14 protein-coding genes are annotated in these 21,136 nt (G+C 59.9%); 2 read left to right on the top strand and 12 right to left on the bottom strand.

Annotated features, from left to right (window positions below; all coding sequences use genetic code 11):
* Positions 1 to 59: 59 nt before the first annotated feature.
* On the bottom strand, positions 60 to 512 hold the full coding sequence (locus EGT36_RS25260; RefSeq protein WP_125271281.1) for a hypothetical protein: 453 nt from the start codon (positions 510 to 512) through the stop codon (positions 60 to 62).
* A gap of 425 nt (positions 513 to 937) precedes the next feature.
* Here EGT36_RS25260 and EGT36_RS25255 point away from each other — a divergent pair, with 425 nt between their 5' ends.
* On the top strand, positions 938 to 1,660 hold the full coding sequence (locus EGT36_RS25255; protein WP_125271280.1) for a DUF72 domain-containing protein: 723 nt from the start codon (positions 938 to 940) through the stop codon (positions 1,658 to 1,660).
* 104 nt (positions 1,661 to 1,764) lie between these two features.
* On the opposite strand, the gene EGT36_RS25250 is transcribed toward EGT36_RS25255, so the two are convergent.
* The 5 genes from EGT36_RS25250 to EGT36_RS25230 all read right to left on the bottom strand — a co-directional run bounded on the left by EGT36_RS25250 (position 1,765) and on the right by EGT36_RS25230 (position 13,890).
* Positions 1,765 to 2,064 carry a hypothetical protein gene (locus EGT36_RS25250; protein WP_004445373.1) on the bottom strand — a complete coding sequence of 100 codons (300 nt, stop codon included), beginning with the start codon at positions 2,062 to 2,064 and terminating at the stop codon, positions 1,765 to 1,767.
* Positions 2,065 to 2,527: 463 nt separating this feature from the next.
* A complete protein-coding gene (locus EGT36_RS25245; RefSeq protein ID WP_125271279.1) occupies positions 2,528 to 3,832 on the bottom strand; it encodes an HlyD family type I secretion periplasmic adaptor subunit in 1,305 nt (434 codons plus the stop codon).
* 2 nt (positions 3,833 to 3,834) lie between these two features.
* Positions 3,835 to 5,586 carry a type I secretion system permease/ATPase gene (locus tag EGT36_RS25240; protein WP_125271278.1) on the bottom strand — a complete coding sequence of 584 codons (1,752 nt, stop codon included), beginning with the start codon at positions 5,584 to 5,586 and terminating at the stop codon, positions 3,835 to 3,837.
* 396 nt (positions 5,587 to 5,982) lie between these two features.
* A complete protein-coding gene (locus tag EGT36_RS25235) occupies positions 5,983 to 7,413 on the bottom strand; it encodes an NAD-dependent succinate-semialdehyde dehydrogenase (RefSeq protein ID WP_286084346.1) in 1,431 nt (476 codons plus the stop codon).
* 543 nt (positions 7,414 to 7,956) lie between these two features.
* Positions 7,957 to 13,890, bottom strand: a complete 5,934-nt coding sequence (locus EGT36_RS25230; RefSeq protein WP_172965711.1) for an Ig-like domain-containing protein — start codon at positions 13,888 to 13,890, stop codon at positions 7,957 to 7,959.
* Between the two features lie 254 nt (positions 13,891 to 14,144).
* Between EGT36_RS25230 and EGT36_RS25225 the strand changes: the two genes are divergently transcribed.
* A complete protein-coding gene (locus EGT36_RS25225) occupies positions 14,145 to 15,008 on the top strand; it encodes a LysR substrate-binding domain-containing protein (RefSeq protein ID WP_035206959.1) in 864 nt (287 codons plus the stop codon).
* Between the two features lie 68 nt (positions 15,009 to 15,076).
* Here EGT36_RS25225 and EGT36_RS25220 read toward each other — a convergent pair whose 3' ends face one another.
* The 6 genes from EGT36_RS25220 to EGT36_RS25195 form a co-directional block, all read right to left on the bottom strand.
* The gene (locus EGT36_RS25220; protein ID WP_004445382.1) at positions 15,077 to 15,472 is read right to left on the bottom strand and encodes a c-type cytochrome; all 396 of its coding nucleotides are present in this window, start codon (positions 15,470 to 15,472) and stop codon (positions 15,077 to 15,079) included.
* A gap of 67 nt (positions 15,473 to 15,539) precedes the next feature.
* Positions 15,540 to 16,100: a gluconate 2-dehydrogenase subunit 3 family protein gene (locus EGT36_RS25215; RefSeq protein ID WP_006698388.1), complete on the bottom strand. Its 561-nt coding sequence runs from the start codon at positions 16,098 to 16,100 to the stop codon at positions 15,540 to 15,542.
* Positions 16,100 to 17,785 carry a GMC oxidoreductase gene (locus EGT36_RS25210; RefSeq protein ID WP_022562839.1) on the bottom strand — a complete coding sequence of 562 codons (1,686 nt, stop codon included), beginning with the start codon at positions 17,783 to 17,785 and terminating at the stop codon, positions 16,100 to 16,102. Before EGT36_RS25210 ends, EGT36_RS25215 begins: the two co-directional genes overlap by 1 nt.
* Before the next feature lie 149 nt (positions 17,786 to 17,934).
* Complete coding sequence (locus EGT36_RS25205; RefSeq protein ID WP_037091376.1) at positions 17,935 to 18,789, bottom strand: sugar phosphate isomerase/epimerase family protein; 855 nt, start codon at positions 18,787 to 18,789, stop codon at positions 17,935 to 17,937.
* Between the two features lie 100 nt (positions 18,790 to 18,889).
* Positions 18,890 to 20,059: a Gfo/Idh/MocA family protein gene (locus EGT36_RS25200; protein WP_125271276.1), complete on the bottom strand. Its 1,170-nt coding sequence runs from the start codon at positions 20,057 to 20,059 to the stop codon at positions 18,890 to 18,892.
* Between the two features lie 11 nt (positions 20,060 to 20,070).
* On the bottom strand, positions 20,071 to 21,120 hold the full coding sequence (locus EGT36_RS25195; RefSeq protein ID WP_125271275.1) for a sugar phosphate isomerase/epimerase family protein: 1,050 nt from the start codon (positions 21,118 to 21,120) through the stop codon (positions 20,071 to 20,073).
* Positions 21,121 to 21,136 lie beyond the last annotated feature (16 nt).

Below are 21,136 nucleotides of genomic sequence, written 5' to 3'. Positions count from 1 at the left end.
GATAACTGAAAGCCTGCGGCAGAACGGAGAATTCCGCAGCCCTTCGGGTCGGCACGTTCTCAGATCTGCACTGGCTTGATGGTGTCTATACGGACATCGCCGTCCATCACCCCTCGCGTCAGACCCTGTCGACCGTGTTCCACATCGATCACCGTATAGAGTTTTTCATCTCTAAAGGCGCTTGCATTCAACGTCGACACGTCTTCAGCGGGAAGGGCGTCGATCTCCATGAAATCGAGTTCCGCACCTGCAGCGACAACCCGTGCATCACCCGCCGTCCGCGCTGCGACGACCACGGTTCCGTGGGCAGGCGCATTCTGCCAGCCTGGGTCGTCCGGCGCCGCAACAGGTTCAAGGCGATAAACATTGAGGGTTTCGCCGGCGGCCGTTCCGCGCGCTATCTCGGTGGCATCGTCAAACTGAGCCTGGCTTTCAAGCGAGTAGCCGAACCGATTGTCGGTCGTACCCGTGTTTTCGGCGTAACCGCCATCCGTGGATTTTGAGTTAGACATGATATCTCCTCTCTTTTCCGCCTTGACCCTTGGTACAAACCGCGAACCTTGTTGAAGTGTTCCAAGCCCGGTCGGAACTCAGCCATTAGCCAACTGGCAGCAGCGGAAATTTCAATCATCGGTCAGCCCCGGCTCCGGGTCATTGTCCGGTTTCATCGCTACTCTCACGGGAAGACGCAGACGCCAACACCCAACACTGTGTAACCGGAATACTATTCGAGCACCCAGGTCCGTCTCGATGCTGCAACCGGCTATTTACCAGCGAGCGACACTGAAAAGAGCCGGCTGGACCCCCGACCGGATCACCGTCGCGGAACCTTGTCAGCCGACGAGGTTTTAAGACGAACTTGGCTGGAGCAAATTCTTGAGCTGAAATCGAGCTTTAAAGAGTTGAACTGGATCCGGTGAGGTGAAGGAGACACGATTTGCCAATCATTGCCACTGCGGCCTGGTCCATCCCGAGAAAGGTGGCCGACCGGTTCCCGGCCGAGGGGAGCGGCCTTCAACGTTACGCCTCGGTCTTTGATGGAGTCGAAATCAACTCCACATTCTACCGTCGGCACAAGGCGTCCACCTTCGCGCGGTGGGCTGAATCCGTGCCCGACACCTTCCGTTTCTCTGCAAAGATGCCCAGAGAGATTTCGCATACGCGCAGAATGAACCATATAGCCGAACCGTTTGAAACTTTCATAGAAGACCTTGCGCCACTGGGTCGAAAGCGTGGACCGCTTCTGTGTCAGCTTCCGCCATCGCTTGCCTTTGATATCCGGACGTCAGAAAGGGCGTTCGAGGCGATGCGTGGGTCTGATAACGGGCAGATTGTCATCGAAGCCCGGCACGAGAGCTGGGCGTCGCAGGAAGCGGTTGATTTGCTGAAAACATACAAGATTGACCGCGTTTTCGCCGATCCGGCGCTCGTGTGGCCTGCGGAAACCTTCAACGAACCCCCGCGATATGTTCGCCTGCACGGAAAACCAAAGATCTATTATTCCACTTATAGCGACGATGAGATCAGGCACTTTTGCAAACTCGTTGCGCCTGACGGTTGGTGCGTCTTCGACAACACCGCCTCAGGCGCTGCAATCGAGAATGCTCTGAGCATGACATCCATACCCGCACGCGATCCTGCGCGCAGGGCATCAGGATGATGCAGGTGCACTTGCGATATCAGTTCCGCGGACGAGGCAGGGGGCGGCCTTGATACTTGATCATACCCCGCGGCGTTCCCGCAAATTCACTGCAATTCCCCCCGTCATATTCCGGATCCGAAAAGCTCGCGGTCATCATCCCCTTCCCAGGGAGATGGCGCCGAGAGCCCACCGGTATTCGCCGCCGGAACCGGCATCCAGCACTTCAGCTCCGGTTCCGCATATTCAATTATCCGACCCGGTGAGGAGTCTGAAGCTCGCCAGCCTTCTGCTCCGAGCCGGTCGCCATTGGACCAATAAACAAGATCCACCTGTGCCGGGCCTTGCTCCGACGAGCGGATCGTCACGAGAATCCGGGTACCGTCTTTCGGTGCGCTTGTCATGTGACGCCACGGCTGGTCCATTTTTGCTCTCCCTTGCCAATGCCCCAAGTTTTGCCTCGCCGTGAGAGGCGGTCAATTCAAACTTTTTGAAACTCACACAATGCAAACGCTTCGCTTCCAGTCCCGGCTTCAACACGGCCGTTCAATTTCTCCGGAAAGCAAAACACAACACAGCATGAGCTGCCTGTCCCAGGTTGGACCTGCCTCGACGAACGCGATGCAGTTGCGAAGGGAAGCTACCCCCTGGAAGGGTTTGTCGCACAACGATTAGCGGAAGGGGGCGTTACGGACATACAATCCGCTTCATGGAACGACACCGCGCCACATCACACGGATAGTTACGCCCAAATCACGCCGCTTGGCGGCCTAACCGCTCAAAATTCCGAGCGCCCCATGAAAACTGCAACGCCACGCGCCAATGAAAGCGCATGACATCGCAGAATTGAGCACACCATTCGCTAGCTGCGCCTCTCGCCCATTGCCTTCAGGCCTCTCTGAAGGTGCGGTTCGCCTGATCAATTAATGGCTTGAGGAAATAGGACAAGACGCTTCGCTCACCTGTCGTGATGAAAGCTTCCACCGGCATGCCGGGCATGAGGCTGAATTCGCCAAGACGCTTTATCTGCTCTTGCGACGTGGCGACACGTACCAGATAAAAGCTGGTGCCCGTTCGCTGATCCACCGTCACATCAGCGGAGATACGTTCCACCGTTCCGGTTATTTCCGGCGTCGTTTTCTGGTTGAAGGCGGAGAAGCGCAGGTTGGTCAGCTGACCGTAATAGATCTGATCGATATCCTGCGGCGCGACCTTGACCTCGACCACCAGTTTGTCGACTTCCGGCACGATCATCATGATCTGCTCGCCGGGCGCCACAACACCACCGATGGTGTGCACTGAAAGCTGGTGCACCACCCCATCGTGCGGCGCCAGGATATCGACGCGCTTCAGCTGGTCTTCGGCCGCCACCCGGCGCTCGACATATTCACCGATGCGCGCATCCATTTCGCGCAGATCGGAACCCACCTCTTCCGACCATTGTTCGTCGATTTGCAGGATTTGCAGCGCGGTTTCGCTGATCTTCGCTTCGACCCCGGCAATGCCGGCCATCAGCCGGCCAATATCACCGTCGATATCCGTGGCCTGACGCTCCAGTGTGCTGAGGCGGCTTTTTTCCATCAGCCCCCTTTCATGCAGGGAGCGAAAGCGTATGAGCTCTTCATCGACCATGCCCTGCTCGCGGAAATTCGCCGCGCGCTCGGCTTCCATGCCGCTTATCTCATCGCGAAGCTGTCGCACGCGTTGTTCGAGCTGGCGTTTTTTACTTTCGCGAACCGCCTTGCGGTTTTCATACAGGCGCTGTTCGGCATTCATCATGGCCAGAACCTCGCCATCGCCGGCGCGATCGAGCAGCGTTTGCGGAAAAATCACCCGGCCGGCCCGATCACGCTCGCTCTCCAGCCGCGCCTTGCGGGCGGTGAATTGATCGAGGCTCTTGACGATGATGGCGAGATTGGCCTTGGTCATCGTCGCATCGATACGCATGACCACATCGCCTGCCTTGACCCGGTCTCCGTCCCGCACGGCCAGTTCGCTGACAACGCCGCCCACGGGATGCTGGACTTTCTTCAGGCTGGTTTCCACCACCAGAGAACCCTGCGCGATGACCGCACCCACAATCTCGGTACCGACGGCCCAGCCGCCGAAGACGCCGACGAGGGTTAGAAAACCCAGTCCACCAACGAAAATATGGTTGCGGATCGAGCGTCTGAGTGTCTGCCATTCATCCATATTCAGATCTTTCCTGCTTCCGTGGCCTGCACGACCTTGAGGGCGCCTGCCGCACCACCGACCGGACGCAGCACCTTGGCGAGTACTTCCTCCTTGGCGCCGAAGGCCTGCTGCCGTCCGTCAGCGAGCATGAGCACCTTGTCCACGGCCAGAAGCGCGCTTGGACGATGGGCGATGATGACGGCCACGCCGCCACGCTCGCGAATGCCGAGAATGGCAGCCGTCAGCGCCTCTTCGCCTTCGGAATCGAGGTTGGAATTGGGTTCGTCGAGCACAACGAAAAACGGCTCGCCATAAAGGGCACGCGCCAGCGCTATCCTCTGTTTTTGCCCCGCCGACAACTGCCGGCCGGTTTCGCCTACCATAGTGGAATAGCCATCGGGCAGGCTCACAACGAGGTCGTGGATGCGCGCAGCACGGGCGGCCGCGATGATTTTTTCCGAACTCGCCTGCCGGTCGAAGGAGGCGATGTTTTCCGCAATGGTGCCGTCCAGCAAGTCGATTGCCTGCGGCATGTAGCCGATGTGGCGCGCCAGCGCCTCTGCCGGCCATTGGTCCAGCGTTGCGCCATCCAGCCGGATCGAGCCTTTGAGCGGGCGCCAGAGGCCGACCAGCAACCGTGCGAGCGAACTTTTCCCCGAACCGCTCGCGCCGATCACGCCAAGGGCGCTGCCTGCCGCCAGCGTGAAGGCGACATCCTGCAGAACCGGCTCGGTCGCTTCCGGTGGAATGGCACCGACACGTTCGACGGAGAGAAGGGAGCGGGGCGCCGGAAGGTCCATGCGCATGGCGGCATCCGGCAGCAGCGCAAGCGTCTTTTCGAGACGTCGGCGGCTCTGCCGGGCAGCGATGAAGCCCTTCCAGTTGGCGATGGCGAGATCCACCGGCGCGAGCGCCCGCGCCGACAGGATGGAGCCGGCGATGATGATGCCGGGTGTCGCCTGCTCATTGATGACCAGCCACGCCCCAACCGCCAGAATGCCGGATTGCAGCAGCATGCGCAGCACCTTGCTTGCCACGCCGAAACCGGAGGCTATATCGCTTGCAGCGCGCTGTTCGCGCACATAAGCGCGATTGCCCGTCTGCCAGCGATCGCGCAGGGGCGGAACCATACCCATGACGGCGACGATGTCGGCGTTCCGGCGCACGCTTTCAATCGACCGATTGCGCTGGGAGGCGTGTCGTGCGGCCTCCTCGACGGGGCGTCTGGAGACAAGCTCGGTCATCAGCGTGAACACGGTGAGAATTGCGGCGCCGGCAAGCGCGGTGACGCCGAGCCAGAAATGAAAGGCAAAACAGATGGCAATATAAAAAGGCAGCCAGGGCAGGTCGAACAAGGCCGTCGGCCCGCTTCCCGACAGGAAAGAGCGGATTGTATCGAGATCACGAAGCGGCTGTGCCTGGGCGCCGCTGACCGGCAGGCGCAATTGCAATCCGATCACCGCCTCGTAGACCCTCGAGGAAAGGACCTGATCGAGACGATCGGATATGCGCACCAGAAGGCGCCCGCGCAGGGCATCGAACAGACCCTGAAATACGTAAAGCGCCACCACGATGGCGAACAGCGCCACCAGCGTCGGCAGGCTGCGGCTGGGCAGGACGCGGTCATAGACCTCCATCATGAACAGCGAGCCGGTGAGATAAAGAATATTGACCAGGGCGCTCATGAGGCCGACGCCGATGAAAGCGACGGCGCAGCCCGCAAATACACCCTTGATCTGACGAACATTACTATTGGCGGATTGGAAACGCATTTTACTGTCCATTGAAATCGCGGCGGCGGGATCAGCCGGCGGCAATACGCCTGTGACAATCTTCCGCGAACGGGAAAAAGCGCATCGCGAGCGGGCCGGCGATCATGTTTGAAGAGGTCGTCATCTTCTGCCCTTCCTTCGCGACACGGGAGTGGCCCGAGAGCCATGTCGGCACGCCTAGCGGCAAAGGCTAACGTGCGGATGACGGAGACCTGAAAAATCGTAAACGCGCCATAGGGATTTCCCATGGCGGCCATCGGTTTCGTAAAGGGCTGCTGCTTCACCAGCCCACCCTGCGTTTCTCGTTGATGAACGACAGGCTGATCGCAGCCAGCGTCGCTGGCGCACAAATGTTACTGAGGGCGATGATCCACGGGAACCCGTGACGGCCGGCCGCTATATGCCGCCCATGCAGAGATATTTCATTTCAAGATAATCCTCCATGCCGTGGCGCGAGCCTTCGCGGCCGATGCCGGATTGTTTGACACCACCGAAAGGAGCTGCTTCCGACGACATGCGGCCGGTATTGATACCGACCATGCCATATTCCAGGGCTTCGGCAACACGCCACACGCGCTTGAGATTGGAGGCGTAGAAATAGGCAGCCAGACCGTAGATCGTGTCATTGGCTTCACGAACAACCTGCTCCGCATCGTCGAAACGGATGATCGGCGCTAAAGGTCCGAAAGTCTCTTCCTGCGCCACCCGCATCGCGCTGGTGACGCCGGTGAGGACCGTTGGTTCGAAAAAGGTTCCGCCATTGCCGACACGCTTGCCGCCGCACCTTATTGAGCCGCCTCTTGCGCTGGCGTCGGCCAGATGTGCCTCGATCTTGTCGATGGCGTGGCTGTCGATCATCGGACCGATGGTCACCTCGGGATCGAAGCCGTCGCCAACCTTCAATTCTGCCACCCGCGCAACGAATTTTTCCGAAAACTCATCGTGAACCGCCGACTGGACATAGATGCGGTTGGCCGAAACACAGGTTTGGCCGCCATTGCGGAATTTCGCCTGAATGGCGCCTTCCACGGCTTCATCAATATCGGCATCGTCAAAAACGATGAAGGGTGCATTGCCGCCCAATTCGAGGTTGAGCTTCTTTATCTGCGGCGCGCATTGGCTCATCAGCAGCCGCCCGACTTCGGTTGAGCCGGTGAAGCTGATCTTGCGTATCCTGGCATTGGTACACAATTCCGCACCGACATCGGCACCGTGACTGGCATAGATAAGGTTGAGCGCCCCCTCCGGAAAACCGGCAAGCCGCGCGAGCACGAACATTGCCCCTGCCACCAGCGGCGTCTGTTCCGCTGGTTTCAATACGATGGCACAGCCGGCGGCAAGTGCGGGCGAAATCTTCCGGGCGACCATGGATGCTGGAAAATTCCACGGCGTGATGGTGCCGACCACGCCCACCGGCTGCTTGATAACGAGCATCCGCCGATCGTTGGAAGGGGCGGAAATCGTTTCGCCATAGATGCGGTTCGCCTCCTCGGCATACCATTGCACGTAAGCAGCGGCATGGGCGACTTCGGATTTTGCTTCCGTCAGCGGTTTACCCATTTCTGCCGTCAGGATCGTTGCGAGGTCGTCCGAATGGAGAACAATCAGTTGGTGCCAGCGGCGCATCACCGCGCTCTTGTCCTTGGCCGGCAGGCTCTGCCACACGCCCTGTGTTTCAGCCGCACGATCGATCGCGTCCCGGGTTTCCAAGGGCCCCATATCCGGCAGCCGCGCAAGCAGCGCACCGGTCGAAGGATTTAAAACATCGAATTCCGCGCCCGACCAAGCCTTGCCGCCGAGAGCGATGCCTGCAAGATCGGAAAACAGATCGGGCCGGGCAAGCCTGCCGAGGAGAACAGGATAAAGCGACAAGGACGGTTCCCCCTTTGACACGACAACCCGAGCACGCCGACCAGCCGCTATTTCAGCGAATGACCGTCGGCTGACGGGCACCGGCACAGGTGGTAGCGCCGCACCGGAAAAACGTCAATCTTGCGCGTGCATTTGCGACAATCGATCAAGAAAATTCATGAGTCATCACACGCATCGGCAATGAAAACAGCCCTCCCCTACATCGATTATGATTTGAGATATCCCCCGGCAGCTGGTTCGACGCTGGCCATCCAACAGGTCGCCGTCCGAATATGGGCGGTCCCGTCCAGCGCCAGCGCCGGTCAGCACGTCCGCTGCAGCAATATTAGCGACAGCGTGCTCTCCGGCCCCCGGGGGGCCAATGACGAAGACGTTTTCTTACTTCGTCTTTGCCGACAGGGTGGGCCACTCATGCCAGGCTCCCTCAAGCACAAACCCGCCGAAATCGGCGGGTTTGGCGCGATTTGAAGGGCACCCGGATGGATGCGCCCTTGTGGTTTACGCGAAGCGGAAGTCGTCGATGACGAATTGCTCGGTCTTCACACCATCGAAGGTAATCGTCGACCCGTCCTTGAAGGCGATCTCGGCACCGTGGTCGCCATCCGTGAAGACCCCGGAGGCGATAAACGCCTGGTAATCCGCAAAGACGTCCTTCGAGAGTTCGACGACATCCTTGCCGTCGGCGCCGGCCTGGAAGTCCGTCACCACATCCCGGCCGCTGCCGGCCGCGAAAACGAAGGTATCCGCACCACTGCCACCGGTCAGCACATCGTTGCCCGCCCCGCCGATCAGCGTGTCGTCGCCCGATCCGCCGTTCAGCTGGTCGTTGCCAGCACCGCCGTGAAGAACATCATTGCCGGCGCCGCCCATCAGCACGTCGTTACCGGCGCCGCCCTCGACGATGTCGTTGCCGTCACCAGCAACAACACGGTCGTTGCCAGCGCCCGCATCCACCATGTCGTTGCCGGCACCGGCCAGCAGCGTGTCGTTGCCGTCACCACCTTCCAGCATGTCCTTGCCATCGCCAGCCACCAGGACGTCGTTACCGTCAGTACCGCTGACGATTGTGTATTCGGTGTAGCCGTTCACAGTCACGGTTGTGGTGCCGTGCGCTTCGCCGCCATTGGCGTCGCGGACCGTATAGGTGAGCGTCACGACCGCCTGCTGGTCATCTTCCAGGGCCGCAAAGGCAGAGGAAGGATCAACAACCAGCTTGCCATCGACCACGGAGAAGGCGGCAGCGGCCTGCTCGCTGGTCAGCGCGAGACCGGTAACGGCCGCCACAGCGACGCTGATGAGCGTCAGGCGGTCACCTTCCACATCCGTACCATTGGCGACCAGATCGAAGCTGGCGCTATCCTTTTCCGATACGGCGATCCTGTCGTCTACGGCCACGGGCGCATCGTTGACGGGATTGATCGTGACGGAGACAACGCTCTCGGCACTGCCGCCCTTGCCATCGGAAACGACAACCGTGAAGCTGTCGGTTCCATTCACATTGGCGTTCGGCGCATAGACCCACTCACCGGTCGCCGCGTCGATCTTGACTTCGCCCTTCGTCGCGCCGGCATCGGCCTTGATGGCGAAGGTCAGCGTATCGCCATCGATATCGGATGCAATGACCTTGCCCTTCAGGACAACATCCTCATCCGTTTTGACGGCGATGGAGGCGGCAACAGGTGCGTCATTGACAGGCTTGACGGTGAAGCTTGCCGTCGCCTCGCTCGAACCGCCGCGACCGTCAGTGATCCTGTAGCTGAAGGACGCCGTGCCGTTGAAATCGGCAGCCGTGGTGAAGCGGATGCCGTTTTCCTCCAGAACTGCTGTTCCACCCACGACAAGGGAAACACCCGTCACCGCCAGCTGGTCGAGATCGGCGTCCTGGTCATTCGCCAGCAATGTGGCGACGGAAATAAGGAAGGATGCCACATCTTCATCGACTGCAGCCAGTGTATCGGCAGCAGCAACCGGGCCACGGTTGACAAGACCCTTGACGATCGCATCGCGGTTGAGAAGCGTTCCGTCGGCGAAGGTCACCAGTTCTAGACCGCCGCCAGCGAGCTGGCTGCGCAGCGAGATTTTTTCACCGTTGCCGAATTCGATTTCGACGTTGTCGCCGAACTTGTGCAGGACGGCTTCGTTTCTGGCAATATCGTGCAGAACGAGAACGTCCTTGTCGCCCGTTGCGCCAGCGGTCTCGACGATGTCGTCGGAGCCGTCACCGCGGCCATAGACATAGGTGTCGGAGCCATCACCGCCCAGCAGCAGATCGTTGCCGGTACCGCCTTCGATGACGTCGTCACCCAGACCGCCGGAGACGATATCGTTGCCCTCATTGCCAAACAGCACGTCGTCACCATTGCCGCCGGACAGCGCGTCACGCCCTGCCCCGCCCATCAGCACGTCGTTGCCATCGCCGCCGGCCAGGCGGTCGTTGCCGGCGTTTCCGATCAACCGGTCATTGCCTCCGTGGCCGAAGATCGTTTCATCGGCATCTGTACCCACGAGGGTGTCGCGCGCTTCCGTGCCGTTGATGGTTGTGCCCGCCTCGAGGCCGGATTTCAGATTGACCACCGTCAGATTGTCGAAGGCCAGACCCTTATTACCCCAGGAATAGAGGCCGAAAGTACCCGCGTCGAGTTCGCGATCGCCGATCGGATAGGCAAACAGCGCCTCTTCGTTGAGGAAAGCGGTGATCTTGTCGCCGATGACCTCGACGCGCAGCTTCGTATCCTGGCCAGGCTCATATTTGCCCGGCACCTGAGCGAGGATTTCCTCGATGCCGTTTCGCATCCGGACGAGATTGAAGATGCTGCCGGCACCATTGCTCGGGGTACGATCAAGAATGCCGTCGGCATCCAGTTCGAGCTTGTAATAGTTTTTGCTGTCCTTGTAGCGGAACAGGAAGCCGAGGCCGTCCTTGTCAGGTGTCTGGAACGTTGTTTCGATGGCATAGTCGGTCCATGCCAGCGCTGCCGGGTCGTTGAAGAGCGCATAAGTGCCAAGGCGCAGCACGTTGACGCCGTCCCCCATCGGGCTCCAGCCACGCTTCCAGTAGTCGGAGTTGGTTGCGCCGCTCCAGGTCAGCTCACAGCTTGCAAGCTCGGTTGTCTGAACCAACCTGCCGTTGGAAATCAGCCACTCAGAGGACTTCCCATCCGGCCCGATACCGCCGAACTCACCCTCGTCAACAATCTTGAAGCGCGCCATGGCCTCAGCGGAGGAGAAATCCTCGGCAACGAGAATTTTCGCCTTCTCCACGACCGTAACATCAACGCGATCGGTCGAAACGGCACCGTTGGCGGAGGTGACCTTCAGGATCAGCCTGTTGATGCCGGTATCGAGCGCGACGTCGACCTTTTTGCCTGTGGCGACGACATTGCCGTCGAGGTCCGTCCAGACGAAGCCAGTCAGATGCTCAGGGCTAAAGGAGCCGGATGCATCGAGCGTGACGGAAGCCTTGCCATCGCCATCCAGGTCGTAGACCCGCTGGTCGATCCCGGCCTTGGCGGTCGTGACCGCGCGTGTGACGACGATGTCATCGAAAACCGAGGCGCGCTGACCGCTGGAATAGACGCCAACCGTGCCGCCGGAGAGCGGCGACGTCGCATCCACGACGGGGCCGCCGAAGACGTTGTTGTCACCCAGAAAGACGTTGATGACGCCACCGACGACCGAGACGGTCAGCGGAAGCTCCATATTATACTGAACGCCCTCATTGACCGAGGCGAGCAGAACTTCATTGCCGCCCGAAACCTTGATCAGCTGGCGGCGGTTGGTTTCCCCATCCATCGAGAAGCGGTAGTAGTTGTTCGCGTCCTTATAATAGAAGTAGACGCCGATTGCGTCATTATCGAGCTGGATGAGCGTCGCTTCCAGGACGTAGTCGCTCCAGCCGGCCGATTGTCCGCCAATATAAACAAGCTTGTTGCCGGTCGCATCGCTCTGGTCGAAGAGCGCTGCCTCCGGAGCGGCAAGGCCATCCGTTGTGCTCGAGCGCGAAAATACCGTGCCCTTGAGCAGGAAGTTGCCGGTGTTGCCATCGGTCGCGCCGAAATTGGTGGCCCAGCCGTCCGCCTTGCCATCGTTGAAGTTTTCAACCAGCAGGGTGCGGTCGCCGCGAACGAGAACGTCAATCTTATCGGTGGTCTTGACGCCGTTGGCGTCGGTTGCAGTCAGCGTCAGCTTGTGCTTGCCGAGCGAAAGATCGGCAACCGCTTCCTTGCCTTCGGCAACCACATCGCCGTTCTTGTCCGTCCAGACGAATTTCTTGATGTCTGCCGACAGCAGTGATTTGGCGGCGGAGAGGTTAACGCTTGCCTTCGATGCACCGGTTGCCGCACTGGCGACGATGTCGTCACCGGCATCGGCCATGGCGCGCGCCTTGCCTGCACCGACATAGACGTTTTCGAACACTTCCTGATGGCCGCGATAATAACCGGTCAGGCCGTTGCGATCGATTTCCGGCTTGCTGCGGTAACCGTCGAGGTAATCGTCGAAGGCGGTGAAGTAGGTTTCGGTGGAGATGCGGTTATTGTCCGGATCGATGGTGATCAGGCGTATTGCGCCGTTGCCGCCGTTATTGCCGCGCGACTCGATGCCGTTGCCGGTGATTTCGCGGGATACGCCGTTCTGGTAGTTGACCAGGAACTGGAAGACCGGCTCGCCATACTGGTTGTAGGTGATGTCGGTTTCTGCGCCATCGCCGAAGATATGACCGGAGAAGGTCATGACGATGTTCGGATAACGGGACAACAAGACGCGGGCGACATATTCGCCGTCGTTTGCGCCGCGCTGGTCGGTGCGCATACCGTAATCGTAGCCGGCGCCTTCGTCATAGAGCGGCAAGGCCAGATTGTCCTGACGGCCGGCATAGCTCGTCAGCGAATGCGTTGCGAGCATCACGCGATGGTCGGGAAACTTCTCGATCACATCGCCCGCCCAGCGGATCACGTCGTCGCGCGGGCCGAATTCGAGCGAAATGGACAACCACTTGGTCCCATCAGGCGCGGTGAAGGTGCTGTAGGTGTTGCGGGCGGCGGCCTGTTCCTGATCGTAAGCGCCCCCGAAGGTGCCGGCATTGGTCGCCGCCTGCTTTGCAGCCGAGAAACGGCTGTCCAGCTGGTCGGAAGAATGGTTTGCGGCGTTGCCGGACGAGCCCTGATCGTGATTGCCGGGAAGCAGCGCATAGGGCAGCTTGCCATCGAGCTTGCGCAGCGCAGATTCGGCAATATCCCATTCGGACGACTGGTTGTTCTGGGTGATATCGCCCACATGGCTCATGAAGACGATGTTGTGGCTCTGGCGGTTATCGACCAGCCACTGCGTCATGTCGCCGAAGAGATGCTTGATGCCATCGTTCGAGGTATAGTCCTGCGTGTCCGGAAAAACGGCGATCGTATAGGCGTTCGGGCCGGCCACACGCACACGAAAGTCGTCGGCCATGCTTTTGCCGGCAGCGTCCGTCGCGGTCACACGAATGTCGGAGTGGCCGAGTTCGGCAAAGTCAAGCGTCAGCTTGTTGCCTTCCGCAAGGACCGCATTCACGACCTTGTTTTCGCTGTTCTGCACGGTGAAGGTAAGCTTTTCGCCGGAGAAGTACTTCGACAGATCGATCGTCACGTTTGCCGCGTCGGGCGTCACCATCATGTCCTTGATCATGGCGGTTTTTGCCACGGCCGACGGATCGACAGGGGCCGTCTCGCCAATTCCCAGGACGTTAGCCTTTGCAGGCGTCGTGAATTCGAGCGTGGTGCCCTTTGCGGTAATCGTTCCCGTGCCGATTGCGGGTGCGGCCGAGCCTTCCGAGAAACGGACTTCGAGAGCGCCTGTCTGCTCTGCCGCCTGCTTCATTGCATCCGGCAGAATACCCGATGCTTTTGCTGCGCCCAGATAGGACATTTCGGCCTTCGTCAGCACTTTCTGGAGAAAGAGGAAATTACTGAGATAGCCGGGAGATGTTTCGCCATCCTCATCCGAGAAGATCAGGAAGCCTTTGGACAGGTCGATGGCGAAGCGTCCCGGGTTGGACGATATCTGCTGGGTCGCGATATAGTCGCCATTGACGTATTTATTCATCGAAACGGTGCCGTTCGAATTCTTTTCGATCGTGACACCAATACGGTTCCAGGCATCCAGTTTGGCCGTGCCGCGATAATTACCGCCGATGCCGATACCGTAGCTGGCACTGCTTGCAGAGCCAAAAATGTCACCGTCGTTGCTGTTGGTAAGATCCGTCTGAAGGAAAGGTATCCATTCGGTGGAGCCGCCCGAAGGGAAATAGACGTCATATACCAGGCTGTAGGACGTTACCGTGCCGGTGCCACTAGGCGAAACGAGAATGCTCTGCTGCTGCGAGAGGTCCGGGATCTTCAGCAGCCAATCGGAAGAGGTTTCGATGGGGTTGGCGATCGAGTTTTGCGAAGTCGTCATCTCTTGGGCCTTTTTGCGTGAAACGGATTGGCCGAGGCCATGGCGGCACGATTAGAGGCAGGGGCTAACGCCCGGATGACGAATTCCTAACAAAGTGTAAACGCGCCATAGCGATTTCCCATGGCCGCCATCGGTTACGCCACAGGGTAAACGAAGCCTTCCCGCGGGCGTCATGGTGTTGTCAGCGTTTTCGCCGATAATCGCACGGCAGAAGGAAGGCGCACACGGCGCTAGCGCCGGCAGAACAGGATCTCATGTCGACCACCCAGCTGAAGGCCTTTCACATCGTCGCGCAATCGGGCGGTTTTTCTCAGGCCGCGCGGGACATGGCGATCAGCCAATCCACCCTTTCAGCCCATGTGCGCGAGCTGGAGGCGATCAGCGGTGTGAACCTTCTGGAAAGAAAACCGCGGGGGGTGAGCCTCAGCCCGCAGGGCGAACGCCTGTTCGAAATCACCGCGCGCCTGTTTCAGGCCGAAAACGAGGCCAAGGCCTTCCTGCGCGGCGATACGGGTTCTGCGGGCGGGCATCTGCGCGTCGCTGCCGATGGTCCCGTGCTGCCGCTGCCTATTCTTTCGCGCCTGAAGGCCGAGCGGCCGCAGCTTACCTTTTCGCTTTCGGTGGACAATTCCGCGCGGGTGATGGAACAGATCATCGATTATCGCGCCGATGTCGCCATTACCGCCCGTGCACCTGATGATCCGCGCCTCTATGGCGTCAAATTCCTCAGCATGCGGCTTGGCCTGTGCGTGCCCGTCTTTCACCCGCTGGCGGCGCGGGAGAGCGTCTTCGTGGCAGAGCTTGAAGGCCTGTCCTTCGTCATGCGAGAACGGGGATCGCGCACCCGCGAAATCTTCGAAAAGAACCTTGCCGATCACGGCATCTCCATCCAGCCCGTCATAGAAATCTCCTCCCGCGAGGGCGTGCGAGAAGCCATCGCCAACGGTGTGGGATGCGGCGTGGTGGCCGATCTGGAATTCGGTCACGACGCGCGCCTTTCCTTCGTGCCGCTCTGCGATGCCACCGAACTCATCGATGAATATGCGATCTGCCTTGCCGAAAGACGACATCTGCCGCTGGTGCGAAGATTCATCGAGGAAGCGGGGCGGGTTCTATGACATTGGCCGTCCTCTCCCGGCAGCAGCCGGAAGGAGGATCAGCCTATCCTCCCCCGCCTCGGCCGCCATCACTCTGCAGGTTTCGAAGCCGCGCTTTCAATATAGGCAATGAGATTGTCCAGATCTTCCGGCTTGCTGATGCCGGCCAGCGCCATCTTGTTGCCAGGGATTTTCTTTTTGGGCGCGCTCAGGAATGCCCGCAATTCTTCCGGCGTCCAGACGAGGCCTTCCTCGCCCGCTTTTTTCATCGCGGCCGAGTAAGTATAGTCCGGCACGCCGCCCGCCGCGCGGCCGATAATCCCGTTAAGCTGCGGGCCGACCCTGTTTTTAGCGCCCTCACCGATGGCGTGACAGGCGGAACACCGCTTGAAGACGGCCTCGCCCTTGGCAACATCGCCCTCCGAAAAAGCAGGAATGGCGCTTGCGGCAAACATTGCCGCCGCGATGATTGTTATTTTGCGCATCGTGTCATCCTTGTCTTGCCGCTTGAGTACGACCCGTCCACGGAAGCAGACGAGTCGGCGATTTTCTTCAGGTCGTGCCCCAGGCAGGCGTGCCCTTCTTGTAGGGAACGCGATCCTCGAAGCCACCGGGAATCTCGTCATAGACGAGAACTTCCGTGGCGCCGATCTTCGAGGTGAAGAAACCAAGCAGTGTCAGCTGCTTGACCAGCGTGAAAGCATGCGGTTTTGCCGGCGACTGTTCCGCTTTGGCCTGTTTGTCCAGCACAGAAAGCAGCGCCTGGCGCTGTTCGGCGGTCAAAGCCACAAAGGCCTTCCCGTGTTCGGCCTGACTGCGTTTCTCGATGTCGGAAATGGCCGAAAGGAAGAGTGTCCGCTGTTCGTCAGTGTAGCAATCGGCCGCATAGACGGCCATGAATGCACCGACTTCCGCGTCCTTCGCGCCCGGCGTGGAGGTGCGCGGAATGATGGTTTCCGCCACCTCGTCCAGAAAGCGGATTTCCTCGGGGGTAAAGACATGGGCACCCCCGGCGGGCCTGGCAGCGTTTTCGGCGGCTGTCAGTATATCCGCACCGATCAGCGGCAGGCCGGTCGCAACGGCTATGAGTTTCAGCAGTTCGCGTCTGTTCATCACAGGTTCCCCTTCTTCAGTTCGGAAACGGCGAAATCGGCCGCACGCGCCGTCAGCGCCATATAGGTCAAGGACGGGTTGACGCAGGAGGCCGAAGTCATGCAGGCGCCATCGGTGACGAAGACGTTCTGCGCATCCCAGACCTGGTTGTTGCCGTTAAGGACTGAGGTTTTTGGGTCGCGTCCCATGCGGGCCGTTCCCATTTCGTGAATGCCCATGCCCGGTGCATAGCTGCCACGACTGGGCTTGACGTTCTTGATGCCAACCGCCTCAAACATCTCGACGGCGTCATTGACCATGTCTTCGCGCATGTCGAGTTCGTTCTGCTTCATCTCGACATTCATGGAAAGGACCGGCAGGCCCCACTTGTCCTTCTTCTCATGATCCAGCTTCACGCGGTTCTCATGATAGGGCAGCATTTCACCGAAGGCGGTCATGCCGATGGTCCAGCCACCCGGCTCGGTCAGCGCTTCCTTGTAATCGGCGCCGATATTCAATTCCGCGATCTCCCGCTCCCAGCGCGACCGGCTGGCAGAGCCCTGATAACCGAAACCGCGCAGATATTTGCGCTTATCGTCACCGGTATTGCGGAACCGCGGAATGTAGAAGCCCGCCGGACGGCGGCCCTTGAAATAGAAGTCCTCGAAACCTTCCACCTGGCCGGTGGCGCCCATGCGGAAATGGTGATCCATAACATTATGGCCGAGTTCGCCGGAGCTGCTGCCAAGCCCGCCTTCCCAGACATCGGTGGCCGAGTTCATCAGCACCCAGGTCGAGTTCAACGTCGATGCGTTCAGGAAGATGATGTCGGCGGTATATTCATAGGTCAGGTTTGTCTCGGCATCGATGATCTCGACGCCGCGCGCCTTCTTCTTGTCCCTATCATACAGGATTTCCTTGACGATGGAGAAGGGACGAAGCGTGAGATTTCCCGTAGCGACCGCTGCCGGCAGGGTGGATGCCTGCGTACTGAAATAGCCGCCGAAAGGACAGCCCAGCCTGCATTTGTTGCGGAACTGACAGCGCGTGCGTTCCTGATCGGGAAGTTCCTGGGTGATGTTGGCGCAGCGCGAATTGATGAGGTGGCGCGTGCCCTTGAACGCCTTCTTCAGCCGGCTTGCGACATCCTGCTCCACGAAATTGAGAGGAATGGGCGGCAGGAATTCCCCGTCAGGAAGGATGTCCAATCCCTCGCGGCTGCCTGAAATGCCGGCGAAGCGCTCGACGTAGTCATACCAGGGGGACACGTCCTCATAACGGATCGGCCAGTCAACGGCGATGCCTTCTTTTGCATTGGCCTCGAAATCGGTCTGCGACCAGCGATAGGTCTGGCGTCCCCACAGCAGCGAGCGGCCGCCGACATGATAACCGCGGAACCAGTCGAACCGCTTTTCCTCGACATAGGGCGTTTCCTGCTCATCGGCCCACATGCCAAGCGTCGCCTCTTCCAGCAGATAATCGCGGCTGAGAACGGGATATTTCGCCTTCATTTCCTGCGTGGCGCGGTTGCGATGGGGGTAGTCCCAGGCTTCCTTGTCGGCATTCTGATAGTCGGTGACGTGTTCGATATTGCGGCCACGCTCCAGCATCAGAACCTTCAGGCCCTTCTGCGTGAGTTCCTTTGCGGCCCAGCCTCCACTGATGCCCGAGCCGACAACAATCGCATCATAATGATTGTTTGCCATGATAACTCCTCCGATGTGAGCTTGGAAAAAACGACAGGGCAAAGCGCTTCCCGTCGCGGCGCGGCGGAAAATGGACATGCGTCTGTCGAACCTCATGCTCCCCGCCGAAACCGGCCGCCGGGGAGCGGTTCTGGTTTTACTGGCAGCGTTTACTGAATGGTCGGCAGGTGTTCGTTGAGGAACGCGTTGCCCTTGGTTACGACCGCTTCGGCATCGAGCGGAAGGTCGTGCTCGAGGATGAACCATTTTGCGCCGGCATGTTTGGCCGCCGGCAGGATCGTCTTCCAGTCAAGCGTGCCGGTGCCGAGTATGGCGAAGCCGCGTTCGTTTTCCGCCGTGCCCGCCGGTGCATTGTCCTTGGCGTGGATGGCAAAAACCTTGCCCTTCAAGGTACCGAGGAATTCTGCGGGATCATTGCCGCTGCGCGCCACCCAGGCGACGTCGACTTCGGCCTGCAGTTTCGGGCCGGCGGCGTCGAGCAACAGTTCCAGCGCCGTCTTGCCGTCGAACTTGGCCATTTCAAAGTCGTGGTTGTGATAGGCCATGGAAAGGCCCGCAGCGGACAGCTTGTCCGCATAGCCGCCCAGTTCCTTGCCGAAGGCGGTCCAGCCAGCGGCGTCCTTTGGTCGGTCTTCCGGCTTCAGGAAAGGTACGGTCACGACAGGGTTGCCGACAGCCTTCTGTTCGGTGATGACCTCGTCGAGGTTGCCGCGCAGCTTGTCGATCGGCACATGCGAGGAAATGACCTTGATCTTGTGCTTTTCGAGAAGCGTGTTCAATTCGCTGGCGCTGACCTTCTGCATGTCCACCGTTTCCACCGCGGAAACGCCCGCGCGGTTGAGGATCGTCAGCTGCTCCTCCAGCGTACCGGAATTGCGCAGCGTATACATCTGCGCGGCAATCGGCAGGGTCTTGCTGTCATCGGCAAAAACCGGATTTGCGAAACCGGCTGCCAATGCTGCGACGACTGCCATGCCTGCGAATTTTGACTTGAACGTTTTCAAACGCGTAACTCCCTTTCCGTTTGATCAATGTGACGACACGTGTACCTTTGGTGGGCACCACCTTCGGCGCCCTGTGTCGTCTCCTCCGATAGGCTGCGACCTAGATATCGATACTGATCCAGGTCGAGGTCTGGCTGGAGCGAACGGCGGCATCGATGAATGCGAGACCCGCAAGGCCGTCCTCCATGCCGGGGTAAATCACCTCCCCGGCGGCTGCTTTTCCCTCCCTTTTGGCAATGATTGCATCTGCGGCTTCGCGGTAGATCGTCGCAAAACCCTCGAGATATCCTTCCGGGTGCCCCGATGGCACGCGGCTGACACGGTTGGCCGCGGCTCCTGCGCCTGCGCCGTTGCGGGTTATGAGCCGCTTCGGCTCCCCATAAGGGGTGAACCACAGCTCATCCGGCACGCGGTGGTGCCATTCAAGCCCGCCCTTTTCGCCGTAGACCCGCAGCGACAGCGCGTTTTCATTGCCGACTGCGATCTGGCTTGCCCAAAGCATGCCCTTGGCGCCGCTTTCGTAACGCAAAAGAATATTGGCGCTGTCATCCAGCTGCCGGCCCGGCACGAAAGAGGTCAGGTCGGCATAAAGACTCTTCGGGATTTCACCGGTAACGAAGGCGGCGGCGTTGAAGGCGTGGGTGCCGATATCGCCGATGGCCCCGCCCGCGCCGGAGCGGCTGGGATCGGTGCGCCATTCCGCCCCCTTCGCGCCGGTCTTCTCAACCGCCTCGGTCAGCCAGTCCTGGGCATATTCGGCCTGAACGTGGCGCAGCTTGCCAATGGCTCCATCAGCCACCATCTGCCGCATCTGCCGCAGCATGGCGTAGCCGGTGTAATTATGCGTCAGGACAAACAGGCTGTCCGACGCCCTGACGATCTCGGCCAGCGCCTTTGCTTCCTCAAGTGTCGCGGTCACAGGCTTGTCGCAGATGACGTGAATACCGGCCTCGAGAAAGGCCTTTGAGGGCGCAAAATGGAGGTGATTGGGCGTCACGATGGCGACTGCCTCGATACCGTCGTCTCGACCGGCCTCTGCCGCAGCCATCTCCTCGAACGAGGCATAGGAACGCTCCGGCGCGATGCCGAGCAGGGTTGCCGAAGCGGCCGCACGCGCGGGATCGGAGGAAAGCGCTCCGGCCGCGAGCTCGTAACGGTCATCCAGCCGGGCCGCGATGCGGTGCACCGCACCGATAAAGGCGCCCTGACCGCCGCCGACCATTCCGAGACGGATACGGCGGCTGTCGAATTTTTTGGGTGCGGAAGACATGGCTATCCCTTTCAGAGGCCGAGAAGGCGACGATTGGCGGCATCATCGACGCCGCTCTTGGCGAAATCGTCGAAGGCCCGCTCGGTCACACGGATAATGTGGTTTTCAATGAAGGCGACGCCTTCGCGCGCGCCGTCTTCCGGGTGCTTCAGCGCACATTCCCATTCCAGCACCGCCCAGCCATCGAAATCATATTGGGTGAGCTTCGAGAAAACCGCGCCGAAATCGACATGCCCGTCGCCCAGCGAACGGAAACGGCCCGGCCGATCGACCCAGCTTTGATACCCGCCATAAACGCCGGAACGGCCGGTTGGATTGAACTCGGCATCCTTGACGTGGAAGGCGCGGATACGCTCGTGGTAGATATCGATGAAGCCGAGATAATCCATCGCCTGCAGCACGAAATGCGAGGGATCGTAGAGGATGTTGGCGCGCGCGTGGTCGCCGGTGGCTTCGAGAAATCGCTCGAAGGTGACGCCGTCATGCAGGTCCTCACCTGGATGCAGCTCGTAGCAGAGATCCACGCCATTTTCCTCGAAGGCATCGAGAATGGGTGTCCAGCGCTTGCCGAGCTCGGCAAAGGCCATTTCGACAAGGCCCGCCGGGCGCTGCGGCCACGGATAAACGAACGGCCAGGCGAGCGCGCCGGAGAAGGTCGCATGGCTCTTGAGGCCGAGATGCCGCGACGCCTTCGCTGCGCATATCAGCTGATTGACCGCCCATTCCTGCCGCGCCTGCGGCTTTCCGCGCAGTTCGGCCGGAGCGAAACCGTCGAACATCTCGTCATAGGCGGGATGAACGGCAACGAGCTGGCCCTGAATATGCGTCGAAAGCTCGGTGATCTCGACACCGATCTCGGCCAGACGGCCCTTGATCTCGTCGCAATAGTCCTTGGATTCCGCAGCCTTTTCCAGATCGAGGAGCTTGGGGTCGGTCGGCACCTGGATGCCCTTGTAGCCGAGCGAAGCCGCCCATTGGCCGAGATTGTCGAGCGTATCGAAAGGGGCCTCGTTTCCGGCGAATTGCGCGAGGAAAATCGCCGGGCCTTTGATCGTCTTCATGTCCTTACACTCCTTG

The sequence above is a fragment of the Agrobacterium sp. FDAARGOS_525 genome, from assembly GCF_003938925.1.
Taxonomy (GTDB): domain Bacteria; phylum Pseudomonadota; class Alphaproteobacteria; order Rhizobiales; family Rhizobiaceae; genus Agrobacterium; species Agrobacterium pusense.
Note: the sequence above shows the minus strand (reverse complement) of the source record. Positions and strands in the feature narration are given on the sequence as shown.